Annotated in this window: 17 protein-coding genes, 1 rRNA gene and 1 pseudogene; 4 read left to right on the forward strand and 15 right to left on the reverse strand. The window is 59.3% G+C overall.

Features of this window, described 5'->3' with window-relative positions; translation table 11 throughout:
- Positions 1-40 precede the first annotated feature (40 nt).
- Positions 41-1576 (reverse strand): 16S ribosomal RNA (locus tag FY550_RS13620).
- Positions 1577-2027: 451 nt separating this feature from the next.
- Complete coding sequence (gene pssA, locus FY550_RS13625) at positions 2028-2972, reverse strand: CDP-diacylglycerol--serine O-phosphatidyltransferase (protein ID WP_070977934.1); 945 nt, start codon at positions 2970-2972, stop codon at positions 2028-2030.
- Positions 2973-3038: 66 nt separating this feature from the next.
- Between pssA and FY550_RS13630 the strand changes: the two genes are divergently transcribed.
- Positions 3039-3539 carry an MOSC domain-containing protein gene (locus FY550_RS13630; RefSeq protein ID WP_070977935.1) on the forward strand — a complete coding sequence of 167 codons (501 nt, stop codon included), beginning with the start codon at positions 3039-3041 and terminating at the stop codon, positions 3537-3539.
- Positions 3540-3608: 69 nt separating this feature from the next.
- Here the strand turns inward: FY550_RS13630 and ilvC are convergent, their stop codons facing one another.
- The 3 genes from ilvC to FY550_RS13645 form a co-directional block, all read right to left on the reverse strand.
- Positions 3609-4625: a ketol-acid reductoisomerase gene (gene ilvC / locus FY550_RS13635; RefSeq protein WP_070977936.1), complete on the reverse strand. Its 1017-nt coding sequence runs from the start codon at positions 4623-4625 to the stop codon at positions 3609-3611.
- Positions 4626-4702: 77 nt separating this feature from the next.
- The gene (gene ilvN / locus FY550_RS13640) at positions 4703-5200 is read right to left on the reverse strand and encodes an acetolactate synthase small subunit (protein ID WP_070977937.1); all 498 of its coding nucleotides are present in this window, start codon (positions 5198-5200) and stop codon (positions 4703-4705) included.
- Positions 5200-6924, reverse strand: coding sequence for an acetolactate synthase 3 large subunit (locus FY550_RS13645; RefSeq protein ID WP_070977938.1), 1725 nt, complete (start codon positions 6922-6924; stop codon positions 5200-5202). The genes ilvN and FY550_RS13645 overlap by 1 nt, the downstream gene beginning before the upstream one ends.
- Before the next feature lie 642 nt (positions 6925-7566).
- Between FY550_RS13645 and treF the strand changes: the two genes are divergently transcribed.
- Entirely contained in the window at positions 7567-9195 is a 1629-nt protein-coding gene (gene treF / locus FY550_RS13650) for an alpha,alpha-trehalase TreF (protein WP_149054598.1), read from the forward strand.
- 76 nt (positions 9196-9271) lie between these two features.
- On the opposite strand, the gene clpB is transcribed toward treF, so the two are convergent.
- From clpB to rluD, 3 genes are all read right to left on the reverse strand, one after another.
- Complete coding sequence (gene clpB / locus FY550_RS13655; RefSeq protein WP_149054599.1) at positions 9272-11893, reverse strand: ATP-dependent chaperone ClpB; 2622 nt, start codon at positions 11891-11893, stop codon at positions 9272-9274.
- A 241-nt stretch (positions 11894-12134) separates the two neighbouring features.
- Positions 12135-12881, reverse strand: coding sequence for a peptidoglycan editing factor PgeF (pgeF, locus tag FY550_RS13660; RefSeq protein WP_070977941.1), 747 nt, complete (start codon positions 12879-12881; stop codon positions 12135-12137).
- Positions 12878-13867: a 23S rRNA pseudouridine(1911/1915/1917) synthase RluD gene (rluD, locus tag FY550_RS13665; RefSeq protein WP_149054600.1), complete on the reverse strand. Its 990-nt coding sequence runs from the start codon at positions 13865-13867 to the stop codon at positions 12878-12880. Before rluD ends, pgeF begins: the two co-directional genes overlap by 4 nt.
- A gap of 212 nt (positions 13868-14079) precedes the next feature.
- Here rluD and FY550_RS13670 point away from each other — a divergent pair.
- A pseudogene (locus FY550_RS13670) lies at positions 14080-14874 on the forward strand (outer membrane protein assembly factor BamD); the annotation flags it as partial.
- A 260-nt stretch (positions 14875-15134) separates the two neighbouring features.
- On the opposite strand, the gene FY550_RS13675 reads toward FY550_RS13670, so the two are convergent.
- Both FY550_RS13675 and FY550_RS13680 read right to left on the reverse strand, forming a co-directional pair.
- Positions 15135-16787: an NAD+ synthase gene (locus tag FY550_RS13675; protein WP_149054601.1), complete on the reverse strand. Its 1653-nt coding sequence runs from the start codon at positions 16785-16787 to the stop codon at positions 15135-15137.
- Between the two features lie 134 nt (positions 16788-16921).
- A complete protein-coding gene (locus FY550_RS13680) occupies positions 16922-18040 on the reverse strand; it encodes an NAD(P)/FAD-dependent oxidoreductase (RefSeq protein WP_149054602.1) in 1119 nt (372 codons plus the stop codon).
- 144 nt (positions 18041-18184) lie between these two features.
- Here FY550_RS13680 and FY550_RS13685 point away from each other — a divergent pair, with 144 nt between their 5' ends.
- On the forward strand, positions 18185-18703 hold the full coding sequence (locus FY550_RS13685) for a GspH/FimT family pseudopilin (RefSeq protein WP_139148679.1): 519 nt from the start codon (positions 18185-18187) through the stop codon (positions 18701-18703).
- Here FY550_RS13685 and FY550_RS13690 read toward each other — a convergent pair whose 3' ends face one another.
- The 5 genes from FY550_RS13690 to pilV all read right to left on the reverse strand — a co-directional run bounded on the left by FY550_RS13690 (position 18704) and on the right by pilV (position 26981).
- Positions 18704-21721, reverse strand: a complete 3018-nt coding sequence (locus tag FY550_RS13690; protein WP_070977944.1) for an EAL domain-containing protein — start codon at positions 21719-21721, stop codon at positions 18704-18706.
- A gap of 70 nt (positions 21722-21791) precedes the next feature.
- Positions 21792-24944, reverse strand: coding sequence for a pilus assembly protein (locus tag FY550_RS13695; protein WP_070977945.1), 3153 nt, complete (start codon positions 24942-24944; stop codon positions 21792-21794).
- Positions 24941-25513, reverse strand: coding sequence for a hypothetical protein (locus tag FY550_RS13700; protein ID WP_070977946.1), 573 nt, complete (start codon positions 25511-25513; stop codon positions 24941-24943). The genes FY550_RS13695 and FY550_RS13700 overlap by 4 nt, the downstream gene beginning before the upstream one ends.
- The gene (locus tag FY550_RS13705; RefSeq protein WP_070977947.1) at positions 25510-26394 is read right to left on the reverse strand and encodes a PilW family protein; all 885 of its coding nucleotides are present in this window, start codon (positions 26392-26394) and stop codon (positions 25510-25512) included. Before FY550_RS13705 ends, FY550_RS13700 begins: the two co-directional genes overlap by 4 nt.
- The gene (gene pilV, locus FY550_RS13710; RefSeq protein ID WP_070977948.1) at positions 26391-26981 is read right to left on the reverse strand and encodes a type IV pilus modification protein PilV; all 591 of its coding nucleotides are present in this window, start codon (positions 26979-26981) and stop codon (positions 26391-26393) included. The genes FY550_RS13705 and pilV overlap by 4 nt, the downstream gene beginning before the upstream one ends.
- Between the last annotated feature and the right edge of the window lie 4 nt (positions 26982-26985).

A 26985-nucleotide genomic window follows, 5' to 3' on the forward strand; every position in this document is an offset into this window, starting at 1 on the left:
TTTGTTGTGGGCGCGCTGGCTCACGCGGGCGGTTTGCGTTTAAGGAGGTGATCCAGCCGCAGGTTCCCCTACGGCTACCTTGTTACGACTTCACCCCAGTCGTGAACCACACCGTGGTGGTCGCCCTCCCGAAGGTTGGGCTAACCACTTCTGGTGCAGTCCACTCCCATGGTGTGACGGGCGGTGTGTACAAGGCCCGGGAACGTATTCACCGCGCCATTCTGATGCGCGATTACTAGCGATTCCGACTTCATGGAGTCGAGTTGCAGACTCCAATCCGGACTGAGGCGAGCTTTACGGGATTGGCTTCACGTCGCCGCTTCGCAACCCTTTGTACTCGCCATTGTAGCACGTGTGTAGCCCTGCCCGTAAGGGCCATGATGACTTGACGTCGTCCCCACCTTCCTCCGGTTTGTCACCGGCAGTCTCCCCAGAGTTCCCGGCCGGACCGCTGGCAAATGGGGATAGGGGTTGCGCTCGTTACGGGACTTAACCCAACATTTCACAACACGAGCTGACGACAGCCATGCAGCACCTGTCTCTGCGTTCCCGAGGGCACCCCGGAATCTCTTCCGGGTTCGCAGGATGTCAAGGGCAGGTAAGGTTCTTCGCGTTGCATCGAATTAAACCACATGCTCCACCGCTTGTGCGGGCCCCCGTCAATTCATTTGAGTTTTAGCCTTGCGGCCGTACTCCCCAGGCGGTCGACTTAGCGCGTTAACTGCGCCACCAGCCTCTCGAGGAGGCCAACGGCTGGTCGACATCGTTTACGGCATGGACTACCAGGGTATCTAATCCTGTTTGCTACCCATGCTTTCGCGCCTCAGCGTCAGTGTCAGTCCAGAAGGCCGCCTTCGCCACTGGTATTCCTCCCGATCTCTACGCATTTCACCGCTACACCGGGAATTCTACCTTCCTCTCCTGCACTCGAGCCTGCCCGTTCCGGATGCCGTTCCCGGGTTGAGCCCGGGGCTTTCACACCCGGCGTGACAGGCCGCCTACGCGCCCTTTACGCCCAGTAATTCCGATTAACGCTTGCACCCTCCGTATTACCGCGGCTGCTGGCACGGAGTTAGCCGGTGCTTCTTCTGCGGGTGATGTCCTTCGTGGCGGGTATTAACCGCCACGCCTTCTTCCCCGCTGAAAGTGCTTTACAACCCGAGGGCCTTCTTCACACACGCGGCATGGCTGGATCAGGCTTTCGCCCATTGTCCAATATTCCCCACTGCTGCCTCCCGTAGGAGTCCGGGCCGTGTCTCAGTCCCGGTGTGGCTGATCATTCTCTCAAACCAGCTACGGATCGCAGCCCTGGTGAGCCGTTACCTCACCAGCAAGCTAATCCGACATGGGCTCATCCGATAGCGCAAGGTCCGAAGATCCCCTGCTTTCTCCCGTAGGACGTATGCGGTATTAGCCCGGGTTTCCCCGGGTTATCCCCCACTACCGGGCAGATTCCCATGCATTACTCACCCGTCCGCCGCTCGCCGGCACCCCGAAGGGCCCGCTGCCGCTCGACTTGCATGTGTTAAGCCTGCCGCCAGCGTTCAATCTGAGCCATGATCAAACTCTTCAGTTGAAAGTCATGCGATCCTGACCGATGACCGAAACCATCGTGGCGGATCAATCCTGGCTCGAAAACGAAAACTCGCGATTTGACGAGTCGTCTGTTTCCGATGATGCTGTGCCGCACCGTCGTGAACCAGACGCCCACACAAATTACCTGATCGACTTGTTAAAGAGCGTTCCCGCCGTGGCCTGCGCCGTTTGCGAGAGAGTGAGCATTCTACTCACCGCCACCGAAATGTCAATGCCGATTTCGGTGGATGCTGCCGAAGCGAGGCTTCGGGGAACAACCGATCGATTCGCAAAAACTTCAATCGAATCAGCTGTCTGCAGCTGCCGGCCCGGGTGGCTGTTGCCCTGTCCGTTGCCAGCGGATGCGTACTCTACGCCTCGCCGACCGACCTGACAACCCCCGACGTCAGAAAAAATTCAGGAAGCTGCAATCACCCGGTCATGTGAGGGTTTCAGTGTCGCTCATCTTCAGAGGGAGAATCATATCCATGGGCCGAATCCGCAGACGTCGTTTGCGGCTCCTCATTGCCGGTATCCTCCGATGCTTCCTGATTGTCATCCGCCATGGGTGCCGGCGCAGGAATACCCTTGTAACGTCGCCATAGCGACATCAGCGGCCCCGAGAGCGCATAGCCGCCAAACAGCAGCAACAACATGACCGCGGGTTCCAGAGAGATCACCACGAACCCGAGCACAATGGCCAGTAATGCCACAAAGGGGACAGGGCTTTTGAAGTCGACTTCCTTGAAGCTGTAATAGCGGATATTACTGACCATCAGGATACCGACCGCGGCTACGATGATCGCCATCAGCACCTTGAAGCCGAGTGCCGTGGCCGCAAAGCTGTGGAAAGTCCAGACGCAACCTGCCACTACTGCTGCCGCCGAAGGACTTGGCAGGCCAATGAACCAGCGCTTGTCGGTACTGCCAATCTGCACGTTGAAGCGCGCCAGTCGTAATGCGGCACCTGCTACATAGATGAAAGCCGCAATCCAGCCCAGATTACCGACATCCTGCAGAATCCAGCTGAAGGCGACCACCGCAGGCGCCACGCCAAAGGAGAGCATGTCGGCCAGGCTATCATACTCTTCACCGAACTCGCTCTGGGTATTGGTCATGCGCGCCACACGACCGTCGAATCCATCCAGTACCATGGAGACAAAGATGGCGATGGCAGCCGAACCGAAGTTGCCATTGAGAGCGGCAACGACCGAGAAGAACCCCGAGAACAGTGCCGCCGTGGTAAACAGGTTGGGCAACAGGTAGATCCCCCGCCGACGCACCCGTTTGCCATCATGCACTACGTCCTCGATTACTTCGGTTTCGTCCTTGAATTCGGAAAACGGATCTCGATGACGAGGTGGCCGCTTGTCCGAGGGCGGAGGTGTTGATGTCATGACAATCGTCCTTTAAGGCGAATACATTACAGCATAGATGATGACAGCCTGAGCCCCGAATCCGCCATGAGCGATTTATTCCAACTGCTTGATCACTACGCCTGTTGCGGTCACCTGGCGTGGCTGGGAATACGCCCAAAACGTCGCGCAGCAGTGATTGAGTCCGATACAGTGCAGGCCATCGCCGGCCATGGGCTGGAAGGAGATCATCACGCCAGCCCTGGTGGCAAACGTCAGGTCACTCTGCTTCAGGCTGAACATCTACCGGTCATTGCCGCCCTGAGCGGTCATGGGCACGTGCCCCCACACTGGCTCAGACGCAATCTTGTGATCTCGGGTCTCAATCTGCTGGCCATGAAGGGTCGACAGCTGCAGTTCGAAGAGGGTGTCATTCTGGAGATTACCGGCCCCTGCGCCCCCTGTAGCCGCATGGAAGAAACACTGGGACATGGCGGATATAACGCCGTGCGCGGCCATGGCGGCATGACGGCCCGTATCATCCGGAGCGGCCTGCTTCGACACGGCGAGCGCGTCATTCCCCTGCCCAGGCAGCCGGGCCCAGCATGACAAAGGGCGCCACCGAGGTGACGCCCTTCCCTTCAAGTAACGCTTCGATCAGGTGATCGGCTGCAATACTCAGTTCTTCGACTTGTCGACCATCTTGTTGGCCGCAATCCAGGGCATCATGCCGCGCAGCTTGCCGCCGACCTGCTCGATCTGATGCTCGCCACCAAGACGACGCTTCGCCTTGAGCGTGGGGAAGCCCGCCTGGTTCTCGAGGATAAAGTCCCTGGCAAAGGAACCATCCTGGATATCCTTGAGCACCTGTCGCATCGCCTGTCGGGTTTCATCGGTGACGATCTTCGGACCGGTCACATAATCGCCATACTCGGCCGTATTGGAGATCGAGTAGCGCATATCTGCCAGACCGCCTTCATACATCAGATCGACGATCAGCTTGAGTTCGTGCAGGCATTCGAAGTAGGCCATCTCGGGCGCATAACCGGCTTCTACCAGCGTTTCGAAGCCTGCCTGTACCAGTGCCGACATGCCGCCACAGAGTACCGCCTGCTCACCGAACAGATCGGTTTCGGTCTCTTCGCGGAAGGAGGTGTGAATAATCCCGGCCCGACCACCGCCAATACCACTGGTGTAGGAGAGCGCCAGATCACGGGCCTGACCGCTCTGGTCCTGATAGATGGCGATCAGACATGGCGTACCGCCACCCTGGGTGTAAGTCTGACGCACCGTGTGCCCGGGCGCCTTGGGCGCGACCATGATGACATCAAGGTCCTCGCGCGGTTCAATCTGCTGAAAGTGAATGTTGAAACCATGCGCGAAGGCCAGGGTGGCACCCTGTTTGAGATTAGGCTCGACATCCCGGTAGTAGACCTGCTTTTGCACCTCATCCGGTGCCAGCATCATGACTACATCTGCATTGGAGATAGCCTCGGTCACTTCAGCGACCTTCAGGCCGGACTGCTCGGCTTTCTGCCAGGACCCGGAGCCCTTGCGCAGAGCCACGGTCACATCTACCCCGGACTCCTTGAGGTTGTGGGCATGGGCGTGACCCTGTGAACCATAACCGAGAATGGTGACCTGTCTGCTCTGGATCAGGGAAAGGTCACAATCCTTGTCGTAGAAAACCTGCATGTCATTTCTTCCTGTCTTGGACGACCGCAGCCGTCGTTCAATGATTCATGAATCTGTTGGAGTCGCCTGCAAGCGGCTCAGGACTGAATACTGAGCAGCTTCTCACCCCGGGCGATACCGGCCACACCGGTACGCGCCACCTCGAGTACGCCGACCGGGCCCATTGCCTGTAGAAAGGCATCAAGTTTCTGGGTATCGCCGGTAATCTGAACCGTGTAGACACTGGGGGTTACGTCGACAATCTGAGCGCGGAAGATATCGACGGTCCGCTTGACCTCATCACGCGCGGCACCCAGCGCCTTGACCTTGACCAGCATCAGTTCGCGTTCGATATGCGCGCCTTCGGTCAGATCGACCAGCTTGACCACATCGATCAGCTTGTTCAGATGCTTGGTGATCTGCTCGATGATGCGATCATCACCATTGGTCGTCACTGTCAGCCTGGAAAGCGTTTCATCATCGGTGGGCGCCACATTAAGGGTTTCGATATTGAAATTGCGCTGCGAGAACAGGCCGACCACCCGCGACAGTGCACCGGGCTCATTCTCCATCAGAATCGAGATGATATGGCGCATCAGGTCCTCTCCGTCTTCGACAGCAGCATGTCCCGCATGGCGCCCTGAGGCACCTGCATCGGATAGACGTGTTCATACGGGTCGACATGCACATCGAGGAACACCAGCTCATCCTTCGAGCTGAAGGCCGCATCCAGTGCCGCATCAAGCTCTTCGGCAGTGTTGACCGTGATGGCCCGGAAGCCATAGGCATCCAGCAGTTTCTCGAAGTCCGGCATCGATTCCACATAGGAGTGCGCATGACGGGACTTGTAGTTGAGATCCTGCCACTGGCGCACCATCCCCAGCGAGGCGTTGTTGAGATTGACGATCTTGACCGCGATGCCGAACTGCTTACAGGTCGACAGCTCCTGCATCATCATCTGAAAACTGCCCTCGCCGGTGAACAGCACGACATGTTCTTCGGGGTAGCTCAGCTTGATGCCCATCGCGGCAGGGAAGCCATATCCCATCGTTCCCAGCCCGCTGGAAGAGATCCAGTGATTGGGCTGGTTGAACTTGTAGTACTGGGCGGCAAACATCTGATGCTGGCCGACATCGGTGACCACATAGGCATCACCGTTGGTCACGCGATGCACAGCCTCGATCACCTGCTGTGGCTTGAGCGGTTCGCCCGGTGACGATGGCTCATAAAGCTTGCCCTGACGCTCGGCACGCCAGCCATCGATCCGTTCCCACCACGCATCAAGTGCCTCCCGATTTTCCTGCTCGCGCTCGGAAAGCATCCCCAGCATCTCGTTGAGGACACTGTCAGCGGCTCCCACAATCGGAATATCAGCGCGCACGGTCTTGGAGATCGAGCTGGGATCGACATCGATATGCACGATGCGTGCACCGGGACAGAACTTCGAAACGTTGTTGGTGACACGATCATCAAAGCGCACCCCGATACCCACCACCAGGTCACTCTCGTGCATCGCCATGTTCGATTCATAGGAACCGTGCATGCCCGGCCAACCCAGTGACTGGCGATCGTTCTGCGGGTAGGCACCAATGCCCATCAGCGAGGTAATCACCGGAATATTGAGTCGACGGGCCAGATCAGTCAGCGCCTCCGAAGCCCGGCCGGTAATCACCCCACCCCCGGCAAACAGCACCGGCCGCTGCGACTTGAGCAGCATATCGACCGCCTTGCGGATCTGGCCGGTATGGCCTCGCGTTACCGGATTGTAGGAGCGAATCTTCGCCTTCTTCGGATAGACGTACTCATAGCGCTCGGTGGGGGCAGTCATATCCTTGGGGATATCGATGACCACCGGGCCTGGTCGCCCGGTCGCGGCCAGATAAAAGGCCTTGCGCATCACCGTAGGGATTTCGGAGGGGTGCCGGATGGAGAAGCTGTGCTTCACGATCGGCCGCGTGACCCCCACGATGTCAGTCTCCTGAAAAGCGTCTTCGCCGATCAGATGGCTGGCCACCTGACCGCAGAGCACCACCATCGGAATGGAATCCATATAGGCAGTGGCGATCCCGGTCACGGCATTGGTCGCACCAGGACCGGAAGTCACCAGCACGACGCCGGGCTTGCCGGAAGCACGGGCGTAACCATCCGCCATATGGGTGGCAGCCTGTTCATGACGAACCAGGATGTGTTTCACGTCCTCCTGACGGAACAGCGCATCATAGATATGCAGCGCTGCACCACCAGGATAACCATAGATATACTCGACGCCCTCATCCTTCAGGAAGCGGGCAATCATGTCAGCGCCGGAAAGCAGTTCCACTGGAGGTTCCCCTTCAAGGTCTCGAGTGCGTTAACGGTGCGGTGCGCACCAGCGTTCGAGGGCGGCTGTCGCCACCTGCCACAGGCCACCCGGCCTGTGACACCTGATATCGATCAAGCCCATGACTGGGGCTTGACGAAGACCTGCACTCAAACTCGCATCAGTTCGATGCGTCGGGGCGTTGGTTCAGGCGGGGTGGGTTGCACCCCTGGCCCGGTAGGTCCTTTGGCAGGCGGGTAGAGGTATTGAACCTACCCTCACGTGACCGATGGGGGGTTGCCCGCCTGGTTCACGCCCTGCAATCAGGAATATCCAAGAGTCCATGAGCCATCGCCGAGTGTCAAGCAGTACGCTTCACGACGAAGCGGCTGCTGTCAGCCCTTGCAGCCTCTGCACCATGGCAGTGCACCGAGTCTCATCCATGACGATTTCTCCGGAAACCGTACGGTCCCTCTTTGGCAGTGCATGTCTGCTGATCTATGATCAGGAACTATTGCTCATGACTGTTAATCCAAGTGCATGCTCTCCGACCGTTCAGGCACCAGTCCGGAAGCGGTCAGCGAGGCTGCCCGAACCTGCATTACGGTCGGCAAATCCTCGCAAATCCCTGACGATGCTCGATTCACGCAACCGGATGATTTCATGCCATCGAAGCTGACGCCGACACCGACCATGCCGGACAGCCGGGAAGTTGCTTCTCTCCCGCCTCTGCCCGAGCTGCTCTGGCAATCGCTGTTTTTCGACGTGCAGCAGTGCCTGGTTTACGAAGACAGCAAAACTTTTGTCGACCTGCTGCCGTTGGAGGAGCCGGAAACCATCCTCGAACGCTATCGTGAGCTGCGCACGAACCTCGACTGCAGCGACGGCAAGCTGTTGGAGTTCATCGAAACCCATTTCCACCACGTCGAGGCTGAGGCCAGCGTCGAGCCTCCAGTCCATCATCAGGATGTGACCGCTCATATCGACGCACTGTGGAATGTTTTGACACGTCAGCCCCAACCGCGTCGAAGCCCCTGGTCGTCACGGCTTCCCCTGCCCTATGCCTATGTCGTTCCAGGGGGGCGTTTCAACGAAATCTACTACTGGGACAGCTACTTCACCATGCTGGGGCTGGCCACCAGTCAGCGGCTCGACCTGATTCGCGACATGCTCAACAATATCGCGTACATGATCGGCGCCTACGGCCACATGCCCAATGGCAATCGCACCTATTACCTGTCTCGCTCTCAGCCTCCCTTCTTTGCCTGCATGGTGGAGTTGATGGCCGGGCTGGAGGGTCAGGAGGTATATGCCAAATATCTGCCTCAGCTGGAAACCGAATACGCCTACTGGATGGATGGCAGCGATCAGTTGCGTCCGCACGAGGCTTATCGACGTGTGCTGCGCACCCATGATGGTGCACTCCTCAATCGCTACTGGGATGATCTGAACACACCACGCGAGGAGGCCTTTCGCGAAGACATTGCGACGGCACAGGCATCCGACCGGGAGCATATCGAGGTCTGGCGCAACATTCGTGCCGGTGGTGAGAGTGGCTGGGATTTCAGCTCACGCTGGCTGGCCGATGGCAGCACGCTGTCCACCATTCGTACCGTCGAGATTGCCCCGGTCGATCTCAACTGCCTGATGTACCATTTCGAGCGTATCCTCGCGCACGCACACGCCCTTCAGGAGCATCACGACCGTGCTCACTTCTATCGCGAACGCGCCCAGCAACGCGCCGTGGAAATTCGTCAACGCTTCTGGGACAGCGCGGCCCGCCGCTTCGGTGACTATCTCTGGCATGACCTCCGGCTGACCGACTGCATCAGTGCCGCCATGGTCTATCCGCTGTATTTCAATATTGCCACTCAGGGGCAGGCAGACGGCGTCGCCGACATCATTCGCGGCACTCTGCTCAAAAGAGGCGGGCTGGTCTGTTCTTCGGTGGAGAGCGGCCAGCAATGGGATGCTCCCAACGGCTGGGCTCCTCTGCAGTGGATGGCCGTTCAGGGGCTCAAGCATTATGGCCATCATGAGCTGGCACATGACATCGCCCATCGCTGGATCACGACCAACCTCACGCACTTCACGCGGGAGCACAAGCTGATCGAAAAGTACAATGTGGTGGATCTGGGGCCACCCGGTGATGGCGAATATCCTGCTCAGGATGGCTTCGGCTGGACCAATGGCGTGCTACGCGCGCTGTTGGCGCAGTATCCGCCCGAGTGTGCCGCACAATTGCAATCGAAAGCCGCCGAGATCGCCCTGGGGGAAACCCCGGGCGCCTGATTGCGGCCCTGTTCTCACAACATGAAAGCGGGCCCGCGCCATTGGCGCGGGCCCGCTTTCGTTGGTACGCGAAGATTTACTTCGCTGCTGTGACGTCTTCCGACCGGTTCACCCGTTCAAATTTCAGATGATCCTCTTCGGCACTGACCCGAATGGTATCGCCAGCGCTGTAATGACCGGCCAGCAACTCCTGCGCCAGCGGGTTCTCGATGCGATTCTGAATTGCCCGCTTGAGCGGCCGCGCCCCATAGACCGGATCGAAGCCGACTACCGCCAGCTGAGCCATTGCATCGCTGCTCACTTCCAGCGCCATGTCACGCTCGGCCAGTCGGTTACGCAGCCGCGAAAGCTGAATATCGGCAATCTGCTGAATCTGCTCCTGCCCCAGCGCATGGAACACCACGACTTCGTCGATACGGTTGATCAGCTCGGGCCGGAAATGATTGGCCACTTCATCCATCACGGCTGCCTTCATCCGCTCATAGCCGTCTTCATCGGTCTCGCCGGCATAGCTCTGGATCACGCCGGAACCAAGATTCGAAGTCATCACCACGACCGTATTGCGAAAATCCACGGTGCGTCCCTGACCATCGGTCAGACGGCCGTCTTCCAGCACCTGCAGCAAAATATTGAAGACATCCGGATGGGCCTTTTCAACCTCATCGAGCAACAGTACCGAATACGGCTTGCGGCGTACGGCCTCGGTCAGATAACCGCCCTGATCGTAACCGACATAGCCCGGGGGCGCCCCGATCAACCTGGAGACGGAGTGCTTTTCCATGAATTCGGACATGTCGAGGCGAACCATCGCCTCCTCGGTATCAAACAGGAAGTTGGCCAGTGTCTTGCACAGCTCGGTCTTGCCTACCCCGGTCGGGCCGAGGAACAGAAATGAGCCATTGGGCCGATTGGGATCACTGATCCCTGCCCGCGAGCGACGCACCGCATTGGCTACTGCGCTGACTGCCTCATCCTGGCCGATCACGCGCTCATGCAACGCCTCTTCCATGCGCAGCAACTTCTCGCGCTCGCCTTCCAGCATTTTCGCTACCGGAATCCCGGTCCAGCGCGACACCACTTCGGCGACTTCCTCTTCGGTCACATTGGAGCGCAGCAGCTGATGACTGGCGGTATCGGCCTCGGCATCACTGGAATCAGCAATCTTCTTCTCCAGTGACGGGATCACGCCGTACTGCAGTTCGGACATGCGACCCAGATCACCCTGACGACGCGCAGCCTCCAGATCGGTACGCGCCTGCTCCAGCTCGGCCTTGAACTGCGCCGCGCCCTGAATGCTGGCCTTCTCGGCTTTCCATACCTCATCGAGATCGGCGTACTCACGCTCAAGCTCATCGATCTGCGCTTCCAGATGTTCAAGACGCTTGCGGGTGGCGTCGTCAGTCTCCTTCCTGAGTGCTTCACGTTCCATCTTGAGCTGAATCAGACGGCGATCGAGCCGGTCCATTTCCTCGGGTTTGGAATCGAGCTCCATGCGAATCCGTGAGGCAGCTTCATCGATCAGGTCGATCGCCTTGTCAGGCAACTGACGATCGGTGATATAGCGCTGTGACAGTTTGGCCGCTGCAATGATCGCCCCATCGGTGATATCCACACCGTGATGGACTTCGTAACGCTCCTTGAGCCCCCGCAGGATAGCGACGGTATCTTCCTCGGTCGGCTCATCGACCAGCACCTTCTGGAAGCGCCGTTCCAGTGCCGCATCCTTTTCGATGTCATGGCGATACTCATCCAGGGTGGTAGCTCCGACACAATGGAGTTCACCCCGTGCCAGCGCCGGCTTGAGCATGTTGCCGGCATCCATCGAGCCTTCGGTCTTGCCGGCGCCCACCATGGTGTGCAGCTCGTCGATGAAGAGAATTACCCGACCCTCTTCCTTCGCCAGCTCATTGAGCACGCCCTTGAGACGCTCCTCGAAGTCACCGCGATACTTGGCGCCGGCCAGCAGCGCGCCCAGATCGAGTGCCAGCACCCGCTTGTCCTTGAGCCCCTCCGGCACCTCACCGTTGACGATGCGCTGAGCCAGCCCCTCGACAATAGCGGTCTTGCCGACCCCGGGCTCGCCGATCAGTACCGGGTTGTTCTTGGTGCGCCGCTGCAGCACCTGAATGGTGCGACGAATCTCCTCGTCGCGACCGATGACAGGGTCGAGCTTGCCCTCTTCGGCCCGGGCAGTGAGATCGGTCGTGTACTTGTCGAGTGCCTCGCGCTGTTCCTCGGCTTCGGCATCATTGACCGTATCACCGCCACGCAATTCATCGATGGCCTGGCGAACGCTGGTCCGACTCAGGCCGGCGCCAGTGAGCACCCGGGTAACGGCATGATTCATTTCCAGTGCAGCCAACAGCACCAGCTCGGTGGCCACATACTGATCGCCGCGGTTCTGGGCTTCGCGATCGGCGAAGTTGAACAGTCTCCCCAGGTCCTGGCTCATGGCCACATTGCCATCAAAATTCTTGACGGTTGGCAGGTTATCAAGATGGCTGATCAGCCCCTCGCGAACCCGAGCCGGATCACCACCGGCCTTCTGGATCAGGGCTCGCATGCCGCTATCACGGCTGTCGAACAACGCCAGCAACAGATGGCCGGGCTGAAGTTCATTGTGACTGCGGCCTACCGCCAGTGACTGGGCTTCCGACAGCGCATTCTGCAACTTGCTGGTCAGTCGATCGATTCGCATCAGGCATTCCTCTCATCCGGCGCCGGACGCCTCGATCGGCCATACAGGCGGGTCGGGCGTAAATGGCGCAAACAGCTTGGTATTGCTGACAAGATGGGGACCGGCATTACGGTTTCAAGCGTGTCAGCCAATTTTTATGTTAAATCAATAATAGCTGAAGCAAATGACTGCCGGGATGCGGCGAAGCGTCGCCGGACATCACTCGACTGCGCGCCGGCGGGCAGCCCGGGCCCGGCAGAGGTTAGCCGCGCAACCAGATGACGGAGGCCATGCGGCCAGTCACACCATGATCACGACGATACGAATAGAATCGTTGATCCGAAGCAGTACAGAAGTGCCCGCCCCCGATGGATTGCACTCCCAGCGCTTCCAGTCTCAGGCGAGCCAGACGATATAGATCGGCCATGTAATGATTCAGCCGGTAGGGGCTGAACTCGAATGCGGTCTCGGCCTCGGGTTGAACCGATACGAAAGCGTCCAGTACCTCGCGACCCACCTCGAACTGTGCATTGGAAATGGCTGGTCCCAGCCACGCCATGAGTTCTTCGGACGGGCATTCGAGCGCAGCGACAGTGGCTTCCAGTACTCCTCCGGCCAGCCCACGCCAACCAGCATGAGCAACCCCCACCCGGGTCCCCCGGCGATCACAGAACAGTACCGGCAGGCAGTCTGCACTCTGTACCACACAGGCATAACGGGTATCGAAGGCCACCGAAGCATCGGCCGGCGGCGGAGGTGACTGATACGCCTGCAGGACCCGGACGCCATGCTGCTGATCAAGCCACAGCAACGGCCTCTCGTCGCCAATTCGGCGGCTCAGACGCTGGCGACAAAGCGCCACCATCGTTTCGTCGTCACCCACATGTGCAGCCGTATTGAAATGAGCAAAGGGCCCTTCGCTTGGCCCCTGCTCGCGGGTAGTGATGAATGCCCCTACCGTATCCGGCGCATTCCAGTCGGGCAGAATCAGGCCGGGCTGCTCGTTCATGACACCCCCTCATCATGTCGGGCCTGCCGATCAGCACGCAGCGTATCGAGCAGAGTCACCATGTCATCGGGGAGCTCGGCATGAAATTCCATCGACGCTCCATCGACAGGATGCTCGAAAGCCAGACGGCGCGCATGCAATGCCTGGCGTGGAAACTCGCGCAACAGCGTCTTGAGCGCTTCGCTCCCGCCCATCGGCAGCTTGAGGCGTCCGCCATAGAGCGGATCACCGATCAGCGGAAAGCGCCGGTGTTGCATGTGAACACGAATCTGGTGTGTACGCCCGGTTTCAAGCTGGCAACGGACATGCGTGTGTGCATGAAAACGCTCCTGCACACGATAATGGGTCACGGCGGGCTTGCCCCCACTGACAACGACCGCCTGACGCTTGCGATCGACGGGGTGGCGACCAATCGGCGCATCCACGGTGCCCCCGGAGATCATTGCGCCGGTGACCACGGCATCATATTCGCGACTGATACTGCGTGCCTGCAGCTGTTCCACCAGGGCGGTATGCGCCTGCAGCGTTTTTGCCACCACCATCAGACCACTGGTGTCCTTGTCGAGTCGGTGCACGATTCCGGCACGGGGGAGTGTTCCCAGCTGGGCATCATGGTGCAGCAGTGCATTGAGCAGAGTGCCATCGGGATTACCGGCCGCCGGATGGACCACCAGGCCAGCCGGCTTGTTGAGCACCAGTACAGCCTCGTCTTCGAAAACGATATCCAGTTCGATGGCCTGAGGCAGCCACTCCTCCCGCGCCTCGAGGGTTGCGGTCAGTTGTAACTGCATACCGCCGACGACCTTCGCACGCGGGCGTTGCGGCTCGCCATCGACGGTCAGGGCGCCCTCGTTGATCCAGCTTTTGAGGCGCTCGCGCGAAAACTCCCCGAACAGCTCGGCCGCCACCTGATCGAGACGCATCCCGGTCATGGTTTCCGGCACGCTGCGCTGGGCTTCAATGGTTTCACTCTGGGGTACGGACATGGGAACTCCGAACGACGTCATTCAAGACGGGCGTTTCGCGGCGGCTGGACAATGCTTTATAGTGCCTTGCCTGGATCGGTCCGATGCCGGGCGCGAGACCCGGCATTCGATTCTCGCAGCGCCGGGCCGTATAGTATGACCCGGATCATCAAGCAGCTGGCTGTCGACGGATTCTACCACGGCCGCCATTGATTGCCCGACATGAGGACGACATGCGCGCCATTTCCCTGAGTGCCCTGGCACTGGCCGCTGCCCTGCTCGCAGGCTGTGCCGGCAACGAGACCAAGCAGGACGCTCCGGACATCCCCGAGCAGGAGCTCTATCAGCAGATTCAGCAGGCACTCAACAACGGTAGCTACTCGGCAGCCGTCACCAAGCTGGAACAGCTCGAAAGCCGTTACCCGTTCGGTGATTACGCCGAGCAGGCTCAGCTGGAGCTGATCTACGGCTACTACGAAGTCAATAACTGGGAGCAGGCGCGAGCCGCTGCCAGCCGCTTCATTCGCCTGCACCCGGACCACCCCCAGGTCGACTACGCCTACTACATGCGTGGCCTGGCTGCCTGGCAGGCGGGTCGTTTCAGTCTGGAGAGCCTTGATCTGATCGATATCTCCCGGCGTGATCTGGGCGCCACTCGGGATGCCTATACCGATTTCGGTGAAGTGGTGCGCCGCTTCCCGGAGAGCCCTTACGCACCCGATGCTCGTCAGCGCATCATCTATCTGCGCAACGTGCTGGCACGCCATGAACTGCAGGTCGCAGATTTCTATCTGCGCAAGCAGGCTTATGTGGCTGCTGTCGACCGAGGCAAGTGGGTGCTGGAACACTATCCTCGCACTCCGGCCACGCGGGATGCCCTGGCTGTCATGGTAGAAGGTTACCTCGGACTGGACATGCGCGACCGCGCCCGTCAGACCCTGGCACTGCTGATCAAAAACGATCCCGATAATGCTCGTCTTGATGGCGACACCTTCGAGCCGCGCTATGTCGATGCCGAACCATTGACGCTGGACCGCACGCCCGGCAGTGGCGTCAGTGAGCTGACATCGAACACGCCAATGGGGTCGGCAGCGAATCAGCAGCAGGATGGCGCCTCTGGCGCCAGTCTGCCGGTCGGCCAGCCGCCAACCGCGGATCTGCCCGATAGCACTGACCCTGACATGGGCAATGCGCCCATCGCACCGGCCAACGCCCCGCGGCCCGATACGTCGCAGCCTGCCGGGCGCTGATGGGCAAGGCCGGGGCGATGCCCCGGCCTCGCCCTGGCTCAGTCTCCGGGCTGCCAGCCGTTGACGATGGGATAACGACGATCCCGTCCGAAACCACGCGGCGTGACCCGTACCCCGGGAGGGGCCTGACGGCGCTTGTACTCACTGCGATCGACCAGCCGAATGGTTCGGGTAACATCGTCCCGGTCAAAGCCGCGCTCGACGATCGCTTCCAGACTCTCATCTCCCTCGATGTAGTGCCACAGGATGGCATCCAGGGTGTCATAGCCCGGCAGTGAATCACTGTCGACCTGGTCGGGAGCCAGCTCTGCCGAGGGCGGACGCTCGATAACCCGCTGAGGAATCACTTCGGCCTCGCCTTCGGCACGCGCCTGCTCGTTGCGCCAGCGGGCCAGTCGATAAACGCGGGTCTTGTAGACATCCTTGAGGGCGCTGTAGCCCCCTACCATATCGCCGTAAAGCGTAGCGTAACCGACGGCCATTTCGCTCTTGTTGCCAGTGGTCAGCACCATCAGTCCTTTCTTGTTGGAGAGCGCCATCAGCAACACGCCTCGACAGCGGGACTGAAGGTTTTCTTCGGTCGTGTCGGCCGCGGCGCCGGCAAAGCTCTCTGCCAGCGTGCCGGTAAAGGCCTCCACCATCGGCGCGATTTCCATTACCTCATAATGCACGCCCAGTTGTTCGGCCTGTTGTGCAGCATCCTGACGCGAGATTTCGGCTGTATAGTGATACGGCATCATGACCGCCTGAACCCGATCGGGACCGAGCGCATCGACGGCGATCGCCAGCGACAGGGCAGAGTCGATCCCTCCCGAGAGCCCCAGCACGACGCCGGAGAACCCACTCTTGTTGACGTAGTCGCGCACGCCGGTCACCAGCGCACAATAGAGCGCCTCGTCCTCTTCGGGCAGCATCTCACGCTCACCCTCGAGCAGTCGGATACTGCCCTTGTCGTCACGTCGGATACCCACCGGCATCAGTCCTACCTGCCAGGTGGGCGCCTGCACCCGACAGACACCATCAGCATCAAGTGCAAACGAACCGCCATCGAAAACCAGTTCGTCCTGACCGCCAATCTGGTTGGTATAGATCACCGGCAATTGCGCCTCGCGAGCGCGGGCACTGAATAGCGCCAGCCGTTCGGCAGGCTTGTCGATGTGATAGGGCGAGCTGTTGAGCGACACGATAAGCTCGGCACCCGCCGCCCGGGCACGCTGGATCGGTTCTTCAACCCAGAGATCCTCACAGATCAGCACGCCGAGCTTCAGCCCCTGGTGTTCAATGACACAAGGCGCATCACCTGCCTCGAAGTAGCGACGTTCATCAAAGACCAGGTAATTGGGCAGGGCCTGCTTGGCATATTCGCCCAGCCACTCGCCATTGTAGAGGGCGCCGGCCATGTTGTGACGGCGCCCGTCGCGCTCGCCGGGATAACCCACCAGCACCAGTACATCGCTTGCCACACGCGCTGCCAGTTGCTCTCGCGCCTTCGCGATTCGTCGCTCCATCGCCGGACGCAGCAACAGATCTTCAGGCGGGTAGCCGGTCAGGCAGAGTTCGGGCAGGACCACGATATCGGCACCGTGTTCGATACGCGCTTCGCGTACAGCCTCGATTACCCGCTCGGTATTGCCGGGCACATCGCCGACCAGCGGATCGATCTGGGCCATCACCAGGGTCATGTCTTGCATGGCACACGGTCTCTCGATTGACGGATATAAACGATCAGATGACGAAAGCGGTCAAAAACCGCCCGATCCGTCATCCCGGGGGGCCTACACTAACGCAACCCTTGATGCGATGCGCGGCCGCCATTTGCCCTCTGTCATGACAACACTTCCTGATCCCGTCCAGCCAGGCTCGCATTGTCACAACGATAAGGTGCCGGATCGACACAGGGTGACTCATTGTTCATCAACTCACCCAGCAGTCGCGCCGAAGCCGGCGAGAGCACCACACCGTTGCCTCCATGCCCGGCATTGAGCCAGAGTCCGGCAAGCGTCGTCTCTCCGATAAAGGGAATACTGTGTGGTGAGCCGGGTCTCAGACCTGCCCAGTGGGCGATCACCCGAGCCTGGGCCAGGCCTGGTGCCATCTCCAGAGCACACGCCTGCAATTGCGTCCTGGCTGCCCGGGTTGTGGACTTGTCAAAGCCACATGATTCAAAGGTACTGCCGGCCAGCACCCGGCCATCCTGACGCGGAATCAGATAGTGTCCACCCATCAGCACCACCCGGTCCACGACATTCGGCGCACCCTCCAGCAGCAGCATCTGACCACGGACCGGCTGGATGGGTACTTCAATACCCAGTGGCGACAGCAGCGAACGTGTCCAGGGGCCGCAGGCCAGCACCGTATGATCTGCCATGAGCGTATCCGCTTCGGTCCTGATACCAGTCACCCGCATTCCCTGACGTACCAGACCGACTACCGGTCGATGTTCATGCAGGGTAATGCGTGAATGCTGTAGCACCCGGGTACGCAACGCCTGCCCCAGGCGTGGTGTTCGAATACTGCCATGCGTTGGCATCCAGGTTGCCGGAAGGGCCGTGTCAATCATGCCGGACGGCCAGTGTGGCAGTTTTTCTTCAGTGTAGAGTTCAAGCTTTCGACCACTACGCGCCCGCCAACGACGGATCTGTTCAAGCTCTTTTACCTGCAGGTGCGCGATACCATGCGCCGAAAACTGGGGGTCGATACCGCTCTCATGCTGCAATTGCTCGGCCAGGCCCGGCCAGGCCGGCTCCGCTACCGAAGCCAGTGCAGTCACGGCATCGTCATAGCGCCATGGGTAAAGGGGAGACAGGATACCGCCCCCCGCCCAGGAGGCTTCTCGCACGCACTCTCCCTGCTCAATCACGGTTACGCTGGCGCCCCGCTCCGCCAGCGTCAGGGCGCTCAACAGGCCGTTGATACCACCGCCCACGATGGCAATGTCACTCACTGATACCTCCCCCTGCTACACGGCTGAAGTGCTCTGCGCTCAAGTAGATATTCACACACGCCGTTATATCAGAAATATCTCATTAACCAGTCTCTTCCATACGCACGGGAGATCTTTCGGGTCACCGGCTACGGGGAATTATAAGTGATCGAGTCCTGTATCGTCCGTCGTCAGACAGGAATGACGCTGCTCGGCGCCGTGGTGACTCTGACCATTCTGAGTATCATGCTGAGCGTGGGCCTCCCTCAACTGAACAGGCAGGTGCAGGCGCGAGCGCTGCGTCTGGATGCCCGGGCACTGGCGGCCCTGGTCCGCCAGGCGCGCAGTCTCAGTCTGGAGACACCGCAAACGTTAATGCTGTGTGGCAGTCGGGATGGCAAACAGTGTGATGACAAAGGGTGGCAGCAGGTCATTCTGCGCCTTGCGGATGGCTCCCGGCTGCAACATCTGCGTCTACAGGGAGATGAGCATGTTGTCTGGCGCGGCGTCAGTACACCCCTGATTTTTCATCATCGCTGGCGCCACAACTTTCTCAATGGCACTTTTTCACTCTGTCCGATACAGGATACAGACATTGCGGCCTGGCGAATCATCATCAGTCGATTGGGCCGCCCGCGACTCGTGCGCGTACCGAACGATCCGCGCTGCGCCCCTACGCCGTGATTACCGGGCGGCCGGCACCATGGTCAACAGGGACTCCAGCGGCTCGGGCATCGCAATATGGAAGCCCTGAGCATAGTCGATTCCCATGTTACGGACCCGATCAAGGGTCGCGGAATTTTCGACGAATTCGGCCACCGTGGCGGCACCGAGTCGGTGGGCGATCTGATTGATGGAATCGACGATGACCTGATCCAGCGCGTTATCCGGGACATTGCGTACAAAGGCACCATCGATCTTGACCAGATCGACCGTAAAGCTCTGCAGATAACTGAACGAACTCAGGCCGCTACCGAAATCATCCAGCGCCACTCGGCAGCCACGATCACGCAGCATCGTGATCGCCTCACTGGCCATCGCCACATGGTTCATCAGCGCAGTTTCGGTAATCTCGAATATCAGCTGCCCGGGTGGCACCGGCGACCTGCTCATCAGCTCAAGCAACCATGGCATGAATGTCGAATCACTGAGCGAATTGGCCGAAAGGTTGATGCTCAGTTGCAAGGTCGGTCGCGCAGCGACCTCTTTACCCCGATGGAACAGCAGACGTTCCAGCACCCAGCGATCGATGGCCGCCATCATGCCATAGCGCTCGGCCACCGGAATGAAGGCGCCCGGTGGTATCAGCGAGTCATCCTTGCTACGCATGCGCAGCAGTATCTCATAATGCTCGCACTCACTGCCCTGCATGCAGAGGCTCATGATGCGCTGCGAGTAAAGTTCAAAACGATCAGCCTCGATCGCCTCACGAAGCCCCGCGGCCATGAAGATCTCGCGATGCTCGCGCTCAACCTCATGCTGCCCGGGCTCAAAGGCCGAGGAACGATTGCGTCCAGCGCGCTTGGCAGCATAACAGGCAATATCGGCCTTGCTGAGCAGGGCGCTGAAAGAGGCGGTTTCGGCATCAATGGCGACCATGCCGATGCTGGCGCCGATATCATAGATATTACCTTCCCAGACAAAGCGAAGAGCACAGATCAGTCCGATCAGCTTGTCTGCGACCTGCCTTGCCTGCTCAAGCGTGCAGTCCGTCAACAGCAACCCGAACTCGTCGCCACCCACCCGAGCCAGTACATCCTGATGACGCACATGACGGCCGAGCAGTGCGCTGACCTCGGTCAGCAGATGATCGCCTGCCATGTGCCCTGCCGAATCATTGACCACCTTGAAACGGTCGAGATCGATCATGCACAGCACATCGCGGGCTCCCTGACGACGTGCGCGCTTCAGTGCCTCGTCAATCACCTGCTCAAAGCGGGCGCGATTGAAAATACCGGTCAGTGCATCGTGAGAAGCCGTGAAACTGAGGCTGCGCTGCAACTCGCGTGCTCGTGAGACATTCTGGAAAACCAGCACGGCCCCCAGTAACGCACCGCCTGCTGCCCGGACCGGTGCCGCGGTAGCGTTGACATCGAAGCGCTCACCATCACGGCCGATCAGTACCAGATCATCTTCACGGCTGAAGATACTTGAGCGCTGCAGGCACTCTCGTACCGGGTTGGTCAGCGGCGCCTCGCTTTCAACACCGTCACGAACAACGTTGAAGATGCTTTCGATGGGCTGTTGACAGGCCTGCTCCAGGGACCAGCCGGTCATCCCTTCAGCAGTGGGATTCATGAAGTTGATACGAGCCTGATCATCGGTGGCAATGACACCATCACCGATCGATGAAAGGGTCACCTGTAATCGCTCGGTCTCTGCCTGCAGAGCATGCGAGAGCCGCACGCGCTCGATCTCGGCAGATTTTGCCGCGGTCACATCAATGATGGTGCCAATCAGACGCTGGGGTCGATCAAGCTCATCATGCGCCATGACACGCCCGCGGACCTGAAACCAGCGATAACCGAGCTCGGGGTGATACATGCGATATTCGATCAGATAGAGCTCGGTTCGTCCCTCGATATGTGCGCGCAGTTGTGATCGTACCGACTCGATATCGTCCGGATGAACAATATCCAGCCACTCGCTGCGAGAGAAAAGGGGCTGTTCGCGAGGCAGCCTCAGCATGCGCCGCGCTTCCATGGAAAGCTGTAGACTTCGCTCGGGTAGCTCGATCTCCCAGACACCCTGCCCGCTGCCATCAAGTGCCATTTTCCAGCGCTGTTCGCTGTCACGCAGGCGCTGACGCTCCCAGCGATTGCTCTGCATCATGACACCCAGCAATAACGCCGGCAGCACGATCAGCGCGGCCGTGAGATAGAACTGGCTCTCGAAATTCAGCAGTGCCGAACCGAGGGTCGGGGGAACGTCATTCAGAAACAGGATGGCGATCAAAAAAATCATGCTGATAGCGTTGAGCAGGGTACTGCGAAAGAAATCCAGCACCAGCGCCCCGATCAGCAACGGCAACCCGCAATAGATAATGGCCATCGGCAGTGACGGTACCACCAGCGCATCCACCACCAGCGTCAACAGCATCATCGGATAGAAGGGATTACGCCAGCCCCGCGCAAGAAAGGCGTGCCAACCCCGTATCGAACTGTTCAGCGCCGGCGGCAGCATGACCAGCAGGCCCACGGCATCGGCAATGTAATATTGCAGCCAGCCGCTCAGCGCACTGGCACCTCGACTCCACTCGATGAATGCTGAAGCGCTCGCCCCGAAAATCGGAGTAACAAGAACACCCAGCAGAAGGATGTGCAGCGTTGGTTTCAATGCCTGGAGCGAGACGGCGCCGTTGAAACGCTGCCTCAGCAGCATTGCCCCGAAGGTAATTTCAACCAGATGGATGGGGGTATAAATGAATGCCAGGGCCGGTGACATGAAAGGCAACAGCACCAGGAAATTGACCACTGTCAGCGCCAGCAGCGGCGACCACCAACGGGGGTAATCCAGTCGCACCAGCGCCGCTATCGCCAATGCATTGGGTAACCAGAGCGAAGCCTGGCCACCGGGTAGCTGCGCCAGCGACAGGCAGAGCACGCCAAGCGTCCAGAACAGACCACAAAAAAGCCCCAGCCGTACCCAATGGGTTGCCCGATCACTGGCATTCAGAAACAGTCGCTCATAAAGCTCGATCATGCGGGCGTGGTATCCGGTCCTGAAGCGGTAATGAGGGGTTGAAAGCCCTGAGTGGCAGGCACTCGACCCTTCATGGGTCTTGCTGATACCACCAGGTCGGCGTCAGCGGCGATTGAGTCAGGGTAATGCCGTTCAGCTCCGACAGCACCTTCGCCAGAGTAGCCCGTCCAGCCCCCGACAGTTCTATTCGATTACTGTCGACATGCAGTGACAGTTCATCGACCAGGGTGCTACCGATTGAAGCACTGACGACCCGGCCGTTACTACGCTGCACATACACCTGACCAGCACCGGCACTATCACGTTGTTCAAGCTCGGGAAAGACCAGCCCGTAGAGTACGCTCTTTCCGCCCAGTGGCGTGCAGGTACCTTCATCGTCGGCATCATAAGCGGTCATGAAGGTCACGCCCAGTACGGTACGACTTTCGGAGAGTGCCTTGCGTCGCGTCCCCATCGGTATCTGCCAGCCTCCGAAAGAAGCCGTTAGCCCGGTCGCCGCTGCCTGTAGCGTGTCATGTGATCGCAACACGCTTTCAGGCAATACCAGCTGCTGGTCATCGGACGTCGATGTGGCCCGAATCAGATCATTGCTACCCAGCGGCCACTGCATGACCTCGCGACCACCCCCAGCCATCACCGGCGTCACATTGAGCACAAAAATGGCGTCATTGGTATCATTGCGTCGCAGGTGTGCCCGATCGCCACTGGCTACCACCAGAAAGTCGAAATCGACATCGCCAAGCCGGGTACGAATCAGTTCAGGTGCAGTGAAGAAACGCCGATCGGCTCGGGGAGTATCGTGGCGGCCCAGTTGCGCAACGTTCACCAGGCGCCACTGATCGGGGTTCGAGGCGCGCAGATCAGCAAACCAGACATTGCCGCCGGTATCGGCAAAAAAGGCACCCTCGGTCACACCATCCCCATCAGCATCCACCGTAGTCATGTCACCGGCTATGCTGTCCTGTAGTTCCGGGTGATTCAGATGCTGTTCAAAGGCGCCCACCAGGGCACCCGTGCTCGCATCGATTACATAGAAGCCAGCACCCCGTGTATCCCGTTCAATAGCATCGACGGCCTGTGTATCGCCATCGGAGCGTCCGCTGATATCATCCTTGCGGCGATCGTAGCCACCACCGAAAAGGAAGACTCGCCGCTTCCTGTTGCCTTCTGATGCAATCAATGCCGGGCGCGGTGTCGACCAACTCTGCCCGAGCCATTCGAATCCGCTGTCCGCAGTCGAAATGCGCCATGCCTCTCGAGGACGGGCGGGATCTTTTACATCCAGACCGTAATAGCCATATCCTCCTCGCCGGAACCCGAAAGCCAGAATGGCCTGATCAGGATCATCGCCGATATAGCCATTATCGTTACCATCAACAGCCAGTAATGCCGGGCTACCATCGATACCATAATTGGTCCCCTGACTGCCCTCTTCCACCAGCACGTCATGCTTCCCATCGGTCCCACCCGGATAACGCGCCTGATAGACGGCATTGTCATTGAACAGGCGGAAAACCGGCGCATCGATCACCTCTTGCGGCCAGAAGGACCATGTCTCTCGGCCCGTCTCGGCATCAAAGGCATGCAACAGACCATCATTACTGCCTACAAACAGGGTAATACCACCACTATTGCGGCAAATGCCCTGATCCGGTGGGCAACCTCGGTTGAAGGCCAGCGGTCTGGAATGAATGATATCCGCCAGGGGCCAGACGCGATTCAATGCCGTTTGCCCGTCGACACGCCCCGTACGCAACCACTGCGCTACAGAGGAGAGCGTCAGGCGATGCTGTTCAAGCAGTTGTCGCGCGCTGTTGCCGGCAAGACCGCTGCCTATCACCGCGGTGTTGCTCGTCAGTTCACGAAGCCCTCCCCCTGACGAGCCAATATCCGAATACAGCCGTCGATCATTCTGCTCCGCCAGCAGAGCCCCAGCCCCCCCTCTCTCGACTTCATCCGGCGGAGCGCGACTCCCCGTCCAGCTCTCGCTGTCAGATAAAGTATCGTCATGATACGCGTATTTTTTCAGGTTGCCGGTCCAGGGGGCATTCAGCCGGGGCTGAAAGACAGGTACATACGCATTATCGAGATTGCGCAACTGATTGAAATCAGAGGCAAAAACCCGCACCCGGTTAAGCGTTTGCTGCTGACGGATATTGCCGACAATCGCGTCGAAGGCAGAAGTCAGTCCCGGTGTATCCTCAACGGTGAAATATCCTTTCTGACCGGTATCCCCGCCTTCGGCATCCAGCAGCGGAGAGGCAGCATCCCGCAATAGTGTCTGATCGGTGGCAAACCCGATGGTGTAGGTATACGCGTGCTGAGCACCGGGCAAATCAGGCGCCAGATCATGTGTCTGCATATAGTGCGTCAATACTGGCAGACAGTTCGTTGCCGGATAGGCTTCATAGCCGGCGTAAGGGGCCGCCCAGGGATAACGACGTTCGTCGCACGGCTCTCCGGTCAGTTGCCGGATCGCTTCGTTGGCACTCAGATCCCACTGTGGCTGACCATCGGTCATGTAGATGATGTAAACGCTCTGGCAGGCTCTGAGCGGAGAACGATAGCGGTTGCCTTCTTCAGCAGCATAGTCACGTCGCGGAGCACCATTGCCGCCGAGGTAGCCGTATTCGATTCGACTACCGGAGAAGTATCGGTAGACCTCGAACAGGGTTTCACACAAAGGCGTACTGGTTTCGGGAGTCAGGCTGTCGATCCGATTCTTCAGCTCAAGCCGTGATCCCGAGCTCTGCTTCTTGGCGCTCGGCAGGGCAAAAACCACCCTGCCGCCATCATCACCCCCATTTTCGCGCCAGCATTCGGGTGAATTTACCCGTGTCGAATAGGTCAGCGTGCCCCACCAGCTGTAGCTGTAGCACTCACTCCTGAGGGAGGTATTGCCATTGTTATTGAAGACGGCCAGACCGAAATTGATATCGGCATTTTCATCGATCAGGCGTTTGACCACGTCCCTGGCAATCGTCATCTTCGAGCGGCAACCGCTGCGGTAGTAGCAGTTGTTCGGATTCTCTCCCGATGGCGTATCCGCCATGCTGCCCGAGTTATCGAAAATGATGAGCACCTGAGGCTGACTGCCGACATCATCCTTTTGTAACCGGGCCTTGATGACATCGATATCGTCGGCCAGGACCGATCGGGCGCACAAACCCATCAGCAACAGGCAGCACAACATCAGCGAGAAACGATAGCCGGCCGCGCTCATCCGTCACGATCTCCCGACAGAATCAGCATGCGGTTGGAGACGGCCGACACCATGGTTTCCCGCAGACCGCGATGAAGCTCATGATCCGCGTTGATACCGGACGTCCGGGAATCACTTTCGTGCCTGATGCGCAGATCATAATAGCGGCAGCTGACCAGACCATTGCCAGTGGCGCGGCGGCGTATCAGTCGCTCATCCAGGCAAGGATTCTCGATTCGCTGGAGTACCACACGATTGTCCTCGCCACATTGAGGACGAGTTTCTCCCGCCACTACCGAAGTATCATCGATCATTATCGTGACGCACTGCTGCTGCCTTTCCAGGGAAACCAGGGCATGACGCACCTGCAATGTCTCTTCCGGCGCTGCCGTATCGACCGGTACCGCGGCCGCAGCGACAACGCGGGTCAGATCGCTTTCCGCCTGCTGAAAAGTGCGAGCATCCTGCCGATCGCTGAATGCGCCGCGAATATCCAGCAACCCTCGATCCATCAATGCAAGGCCGGTCAGGGTCATGCCCAGCAACAGCAGCATGCCGATCAGCAGCGTAAAACCACGCTGTCGCCTCATGAGCCCTCCCGTAATCGCGCCCGAGCGTTGCGCATCGTGACCGTGGTCACGAACACTCGGCGCAAACGCTGGTCATCCAGCGTTATCGCTTTCCCTGATAGCCGCAGTGGAAGCGCATTAACGTGCGAGTGAAGCGCAGGACTGCGCAATACAATGAAAAGACGGACGCTGACCACGGCGTTCCAGTCAGAGACAAGATCATCGGTCACGTAGCGATTGGCAGTACCATCACGATCGCTATCAAGCCCCCACTCCAGCGAGAGCGCTTCCACGCCACGCACCACTTCTGAAGAGTTGGTCCATGCGCCATTCTCATCCAGCTGGCGCATCATCAACGCCGGAACATGGCCTTCCGCAGCATCGGAGACATCACGCAGATAGTAGAGCGCCGCATAATAGCGGTCACTGCATGACGTGCCAGGCATTAATTGCAGCTCATGTCCGCTCATGCGAAAACAGCTCCCCTGAGCGTCGTCGGAACGCACATAACGTACTACCAGCACCCGAGCGGGCAGCGTAGCGTCCGTATCCACCCGGGTCAGAGTGGCGCTACCGGGAATCAGATGTTTCTGTTCAGCCTGCGCCAGGCTGCCTGCCCAGACAGGTTGCAACAATTCATCGTGAGAAATGGCCGGCAAATCCGCCGCATTATCCAGATAAGGCGTCAGTTCACGCCCCCAGTAACCGGTGCGCCGCAGTTCCTCGCTCAGCAACCGAGTCACCAGCCGACCACGCGCCTGGATATCGGACAGTGCCTGCTGCTGTTCGGAGGCATGAATGGTATGAAGGTAGAGGTTGACCGCGCCGGTAATGACCAGCATGCCAACCGCCAGTGCCACCATCAGCTCCAGCAGCCCGGCGCCAAGCTGACGGGTCCTCATGAATCCACCAGATAGCGAGTGGATAACATCACGAACTGTCGCGCTGCCGGAATGTCGTCACTGCCACAGCTGATCGGCTGTCCATTCGGCCCCGTGGCTCGGCTCGCTCCACTGCCCCGCCAGGCAAGAATGACCGTGGCGCTGGCTATCGACCCCGGTGCTGGATTGACCGGGCTGATGTCTATACACCCCTGGGCATCGAGTAGGCCATCACGAGGCGGGCCAGGCTCACTGCGCATCGAAATCTGCTGTGCCCAGTCATAAAGATCGAAACGCGCCATCTCTGCCGGGCTGCACTCGGTGGCACGGCAATCCCGCTCGGGCTTGTTTATCTGCGTCGGTACAACCGACGTCGAAGCACCATAAACTTCAAGCGCGGCAGCGGTGGTATTGGCACGCATGCGCTCAAGCAGATCTTCGACCAGCAGGGTGGCACGAGTGTTGGCCAGCGCCTGCTCATTGGCCTGACGAGCATGCAGTACCAATCCGACGACACCCAGCATGCCCACCGTCAACAGCACCAGCGTGACCAGCACTTCGAGTAGCGAAAAGCCCTGCTGAGTGGCGCGCGCTCCGGTATATGGCATGCCC

The organism is Kushneria phosphatilytica (assembly GCF_008247605.1).
Lineage (GTDB): Bacteria > Pseudomonadota > Gammaproteobacteria > Pseudomonadales > Halomonadaceae > Kushneria > Kushneria phosphatilytica.

Bases quoted from the DNA above. Each gene is read 5' to 3' on its own strand.
- pssA (WP_070977934.1), bottom strand. From the start codon at position 2,972: ATGACATCAACACCTCCGCCCTCGGACAAGCGGCCACCTCGTCATCGA.
- FY550_RS13630 (WP_070977935.1), top strand. From the start codon at position 3,039: ATGAGCGATTTATTCCAACTGCTTGATCACTACGCCTGTTGCGGTCAC.
- ilvC (WP_070977936.1), bottom strand. From the start codon at position 4,625: ATGCAGGTTTTCTACGACAAGGATTGTGACCTTTCCCTGATCCAGAGC.
- ilvN (WP_070977937.1), bottom strand. From the start codon at position 5,200: ATGCGCCATATCATCTCGATTCTGATGGAGAATGAGCCCGGTGCACTG.
- treF (WP_149054598.1), top strand. From the start codon at position 7,567: ATGCCATCGAAGCTGACGCCGACACCGACCATGCCGGACAGCCGGGAA.
- clpB (WP_149054599.1), bottom strand. From the start codon at position 11,893: ATGCGAATCGATCGACTGACCAGCAAGTTGCAGAATGCGCTGTCGGAA.
- pgeF (WP_070977941.1), bottom strand. From the start codon at position 12,881: ATGAACGAGCAGCCCGGCCTGATTCTGCCCGACTGGAATGCGCCGGAT.
- rluD (WP_149054600.1), bottom strand. From the start codon at position 13,867: ATGTCCGTACCCCAGAGTGAAACCATTGAAGCCCAGCGCAGCGTGCCG.
- FY550_RS13675 (WP_149054601.1), bottom strand. From the start codon at position 16,787: ATGCAAGACATGACCCTGGTGATGGCCCAGATCGATCCGCTGGTCGGC.
- FY550_RS13690 (WP_070977944.1), bottom strand. From the start codon at position 21,721: ATGATCGAGCTTTATGAGCGACTGTTTCTGAATGCCAGTGATCGGGCA.
- FY550_RS13695 (WP_070977945.1), bottom strand. From the start codon at position 24,944: ATGAGCGCGGCCGGCTATCGTTTCTCGCTGATGTTGTGCTGCCTGTTG.
- FY550_RS13700 (WP_070977946.1), bottom strand. From the start codon at position 25,513: ATGAGGCGACAGCGTGGTTTTACGCTGCTGATCGGCATGCTGCTGTTG.
- FY550_RS13705 (WP_070977947.1), bottom strand. From the start codon at position 26,394: ATGAGGACCCGTCAGCTTGGCGCCGGGCTGCTGGAGCTGATGGTGGCA.
- pilV (WP_070977948.1), bottom strand. From the start codon at position 26,981: ATGCCATATACCGGAGCGCGCGCCACTCAGCAGGGCTTTTCGCTACTC.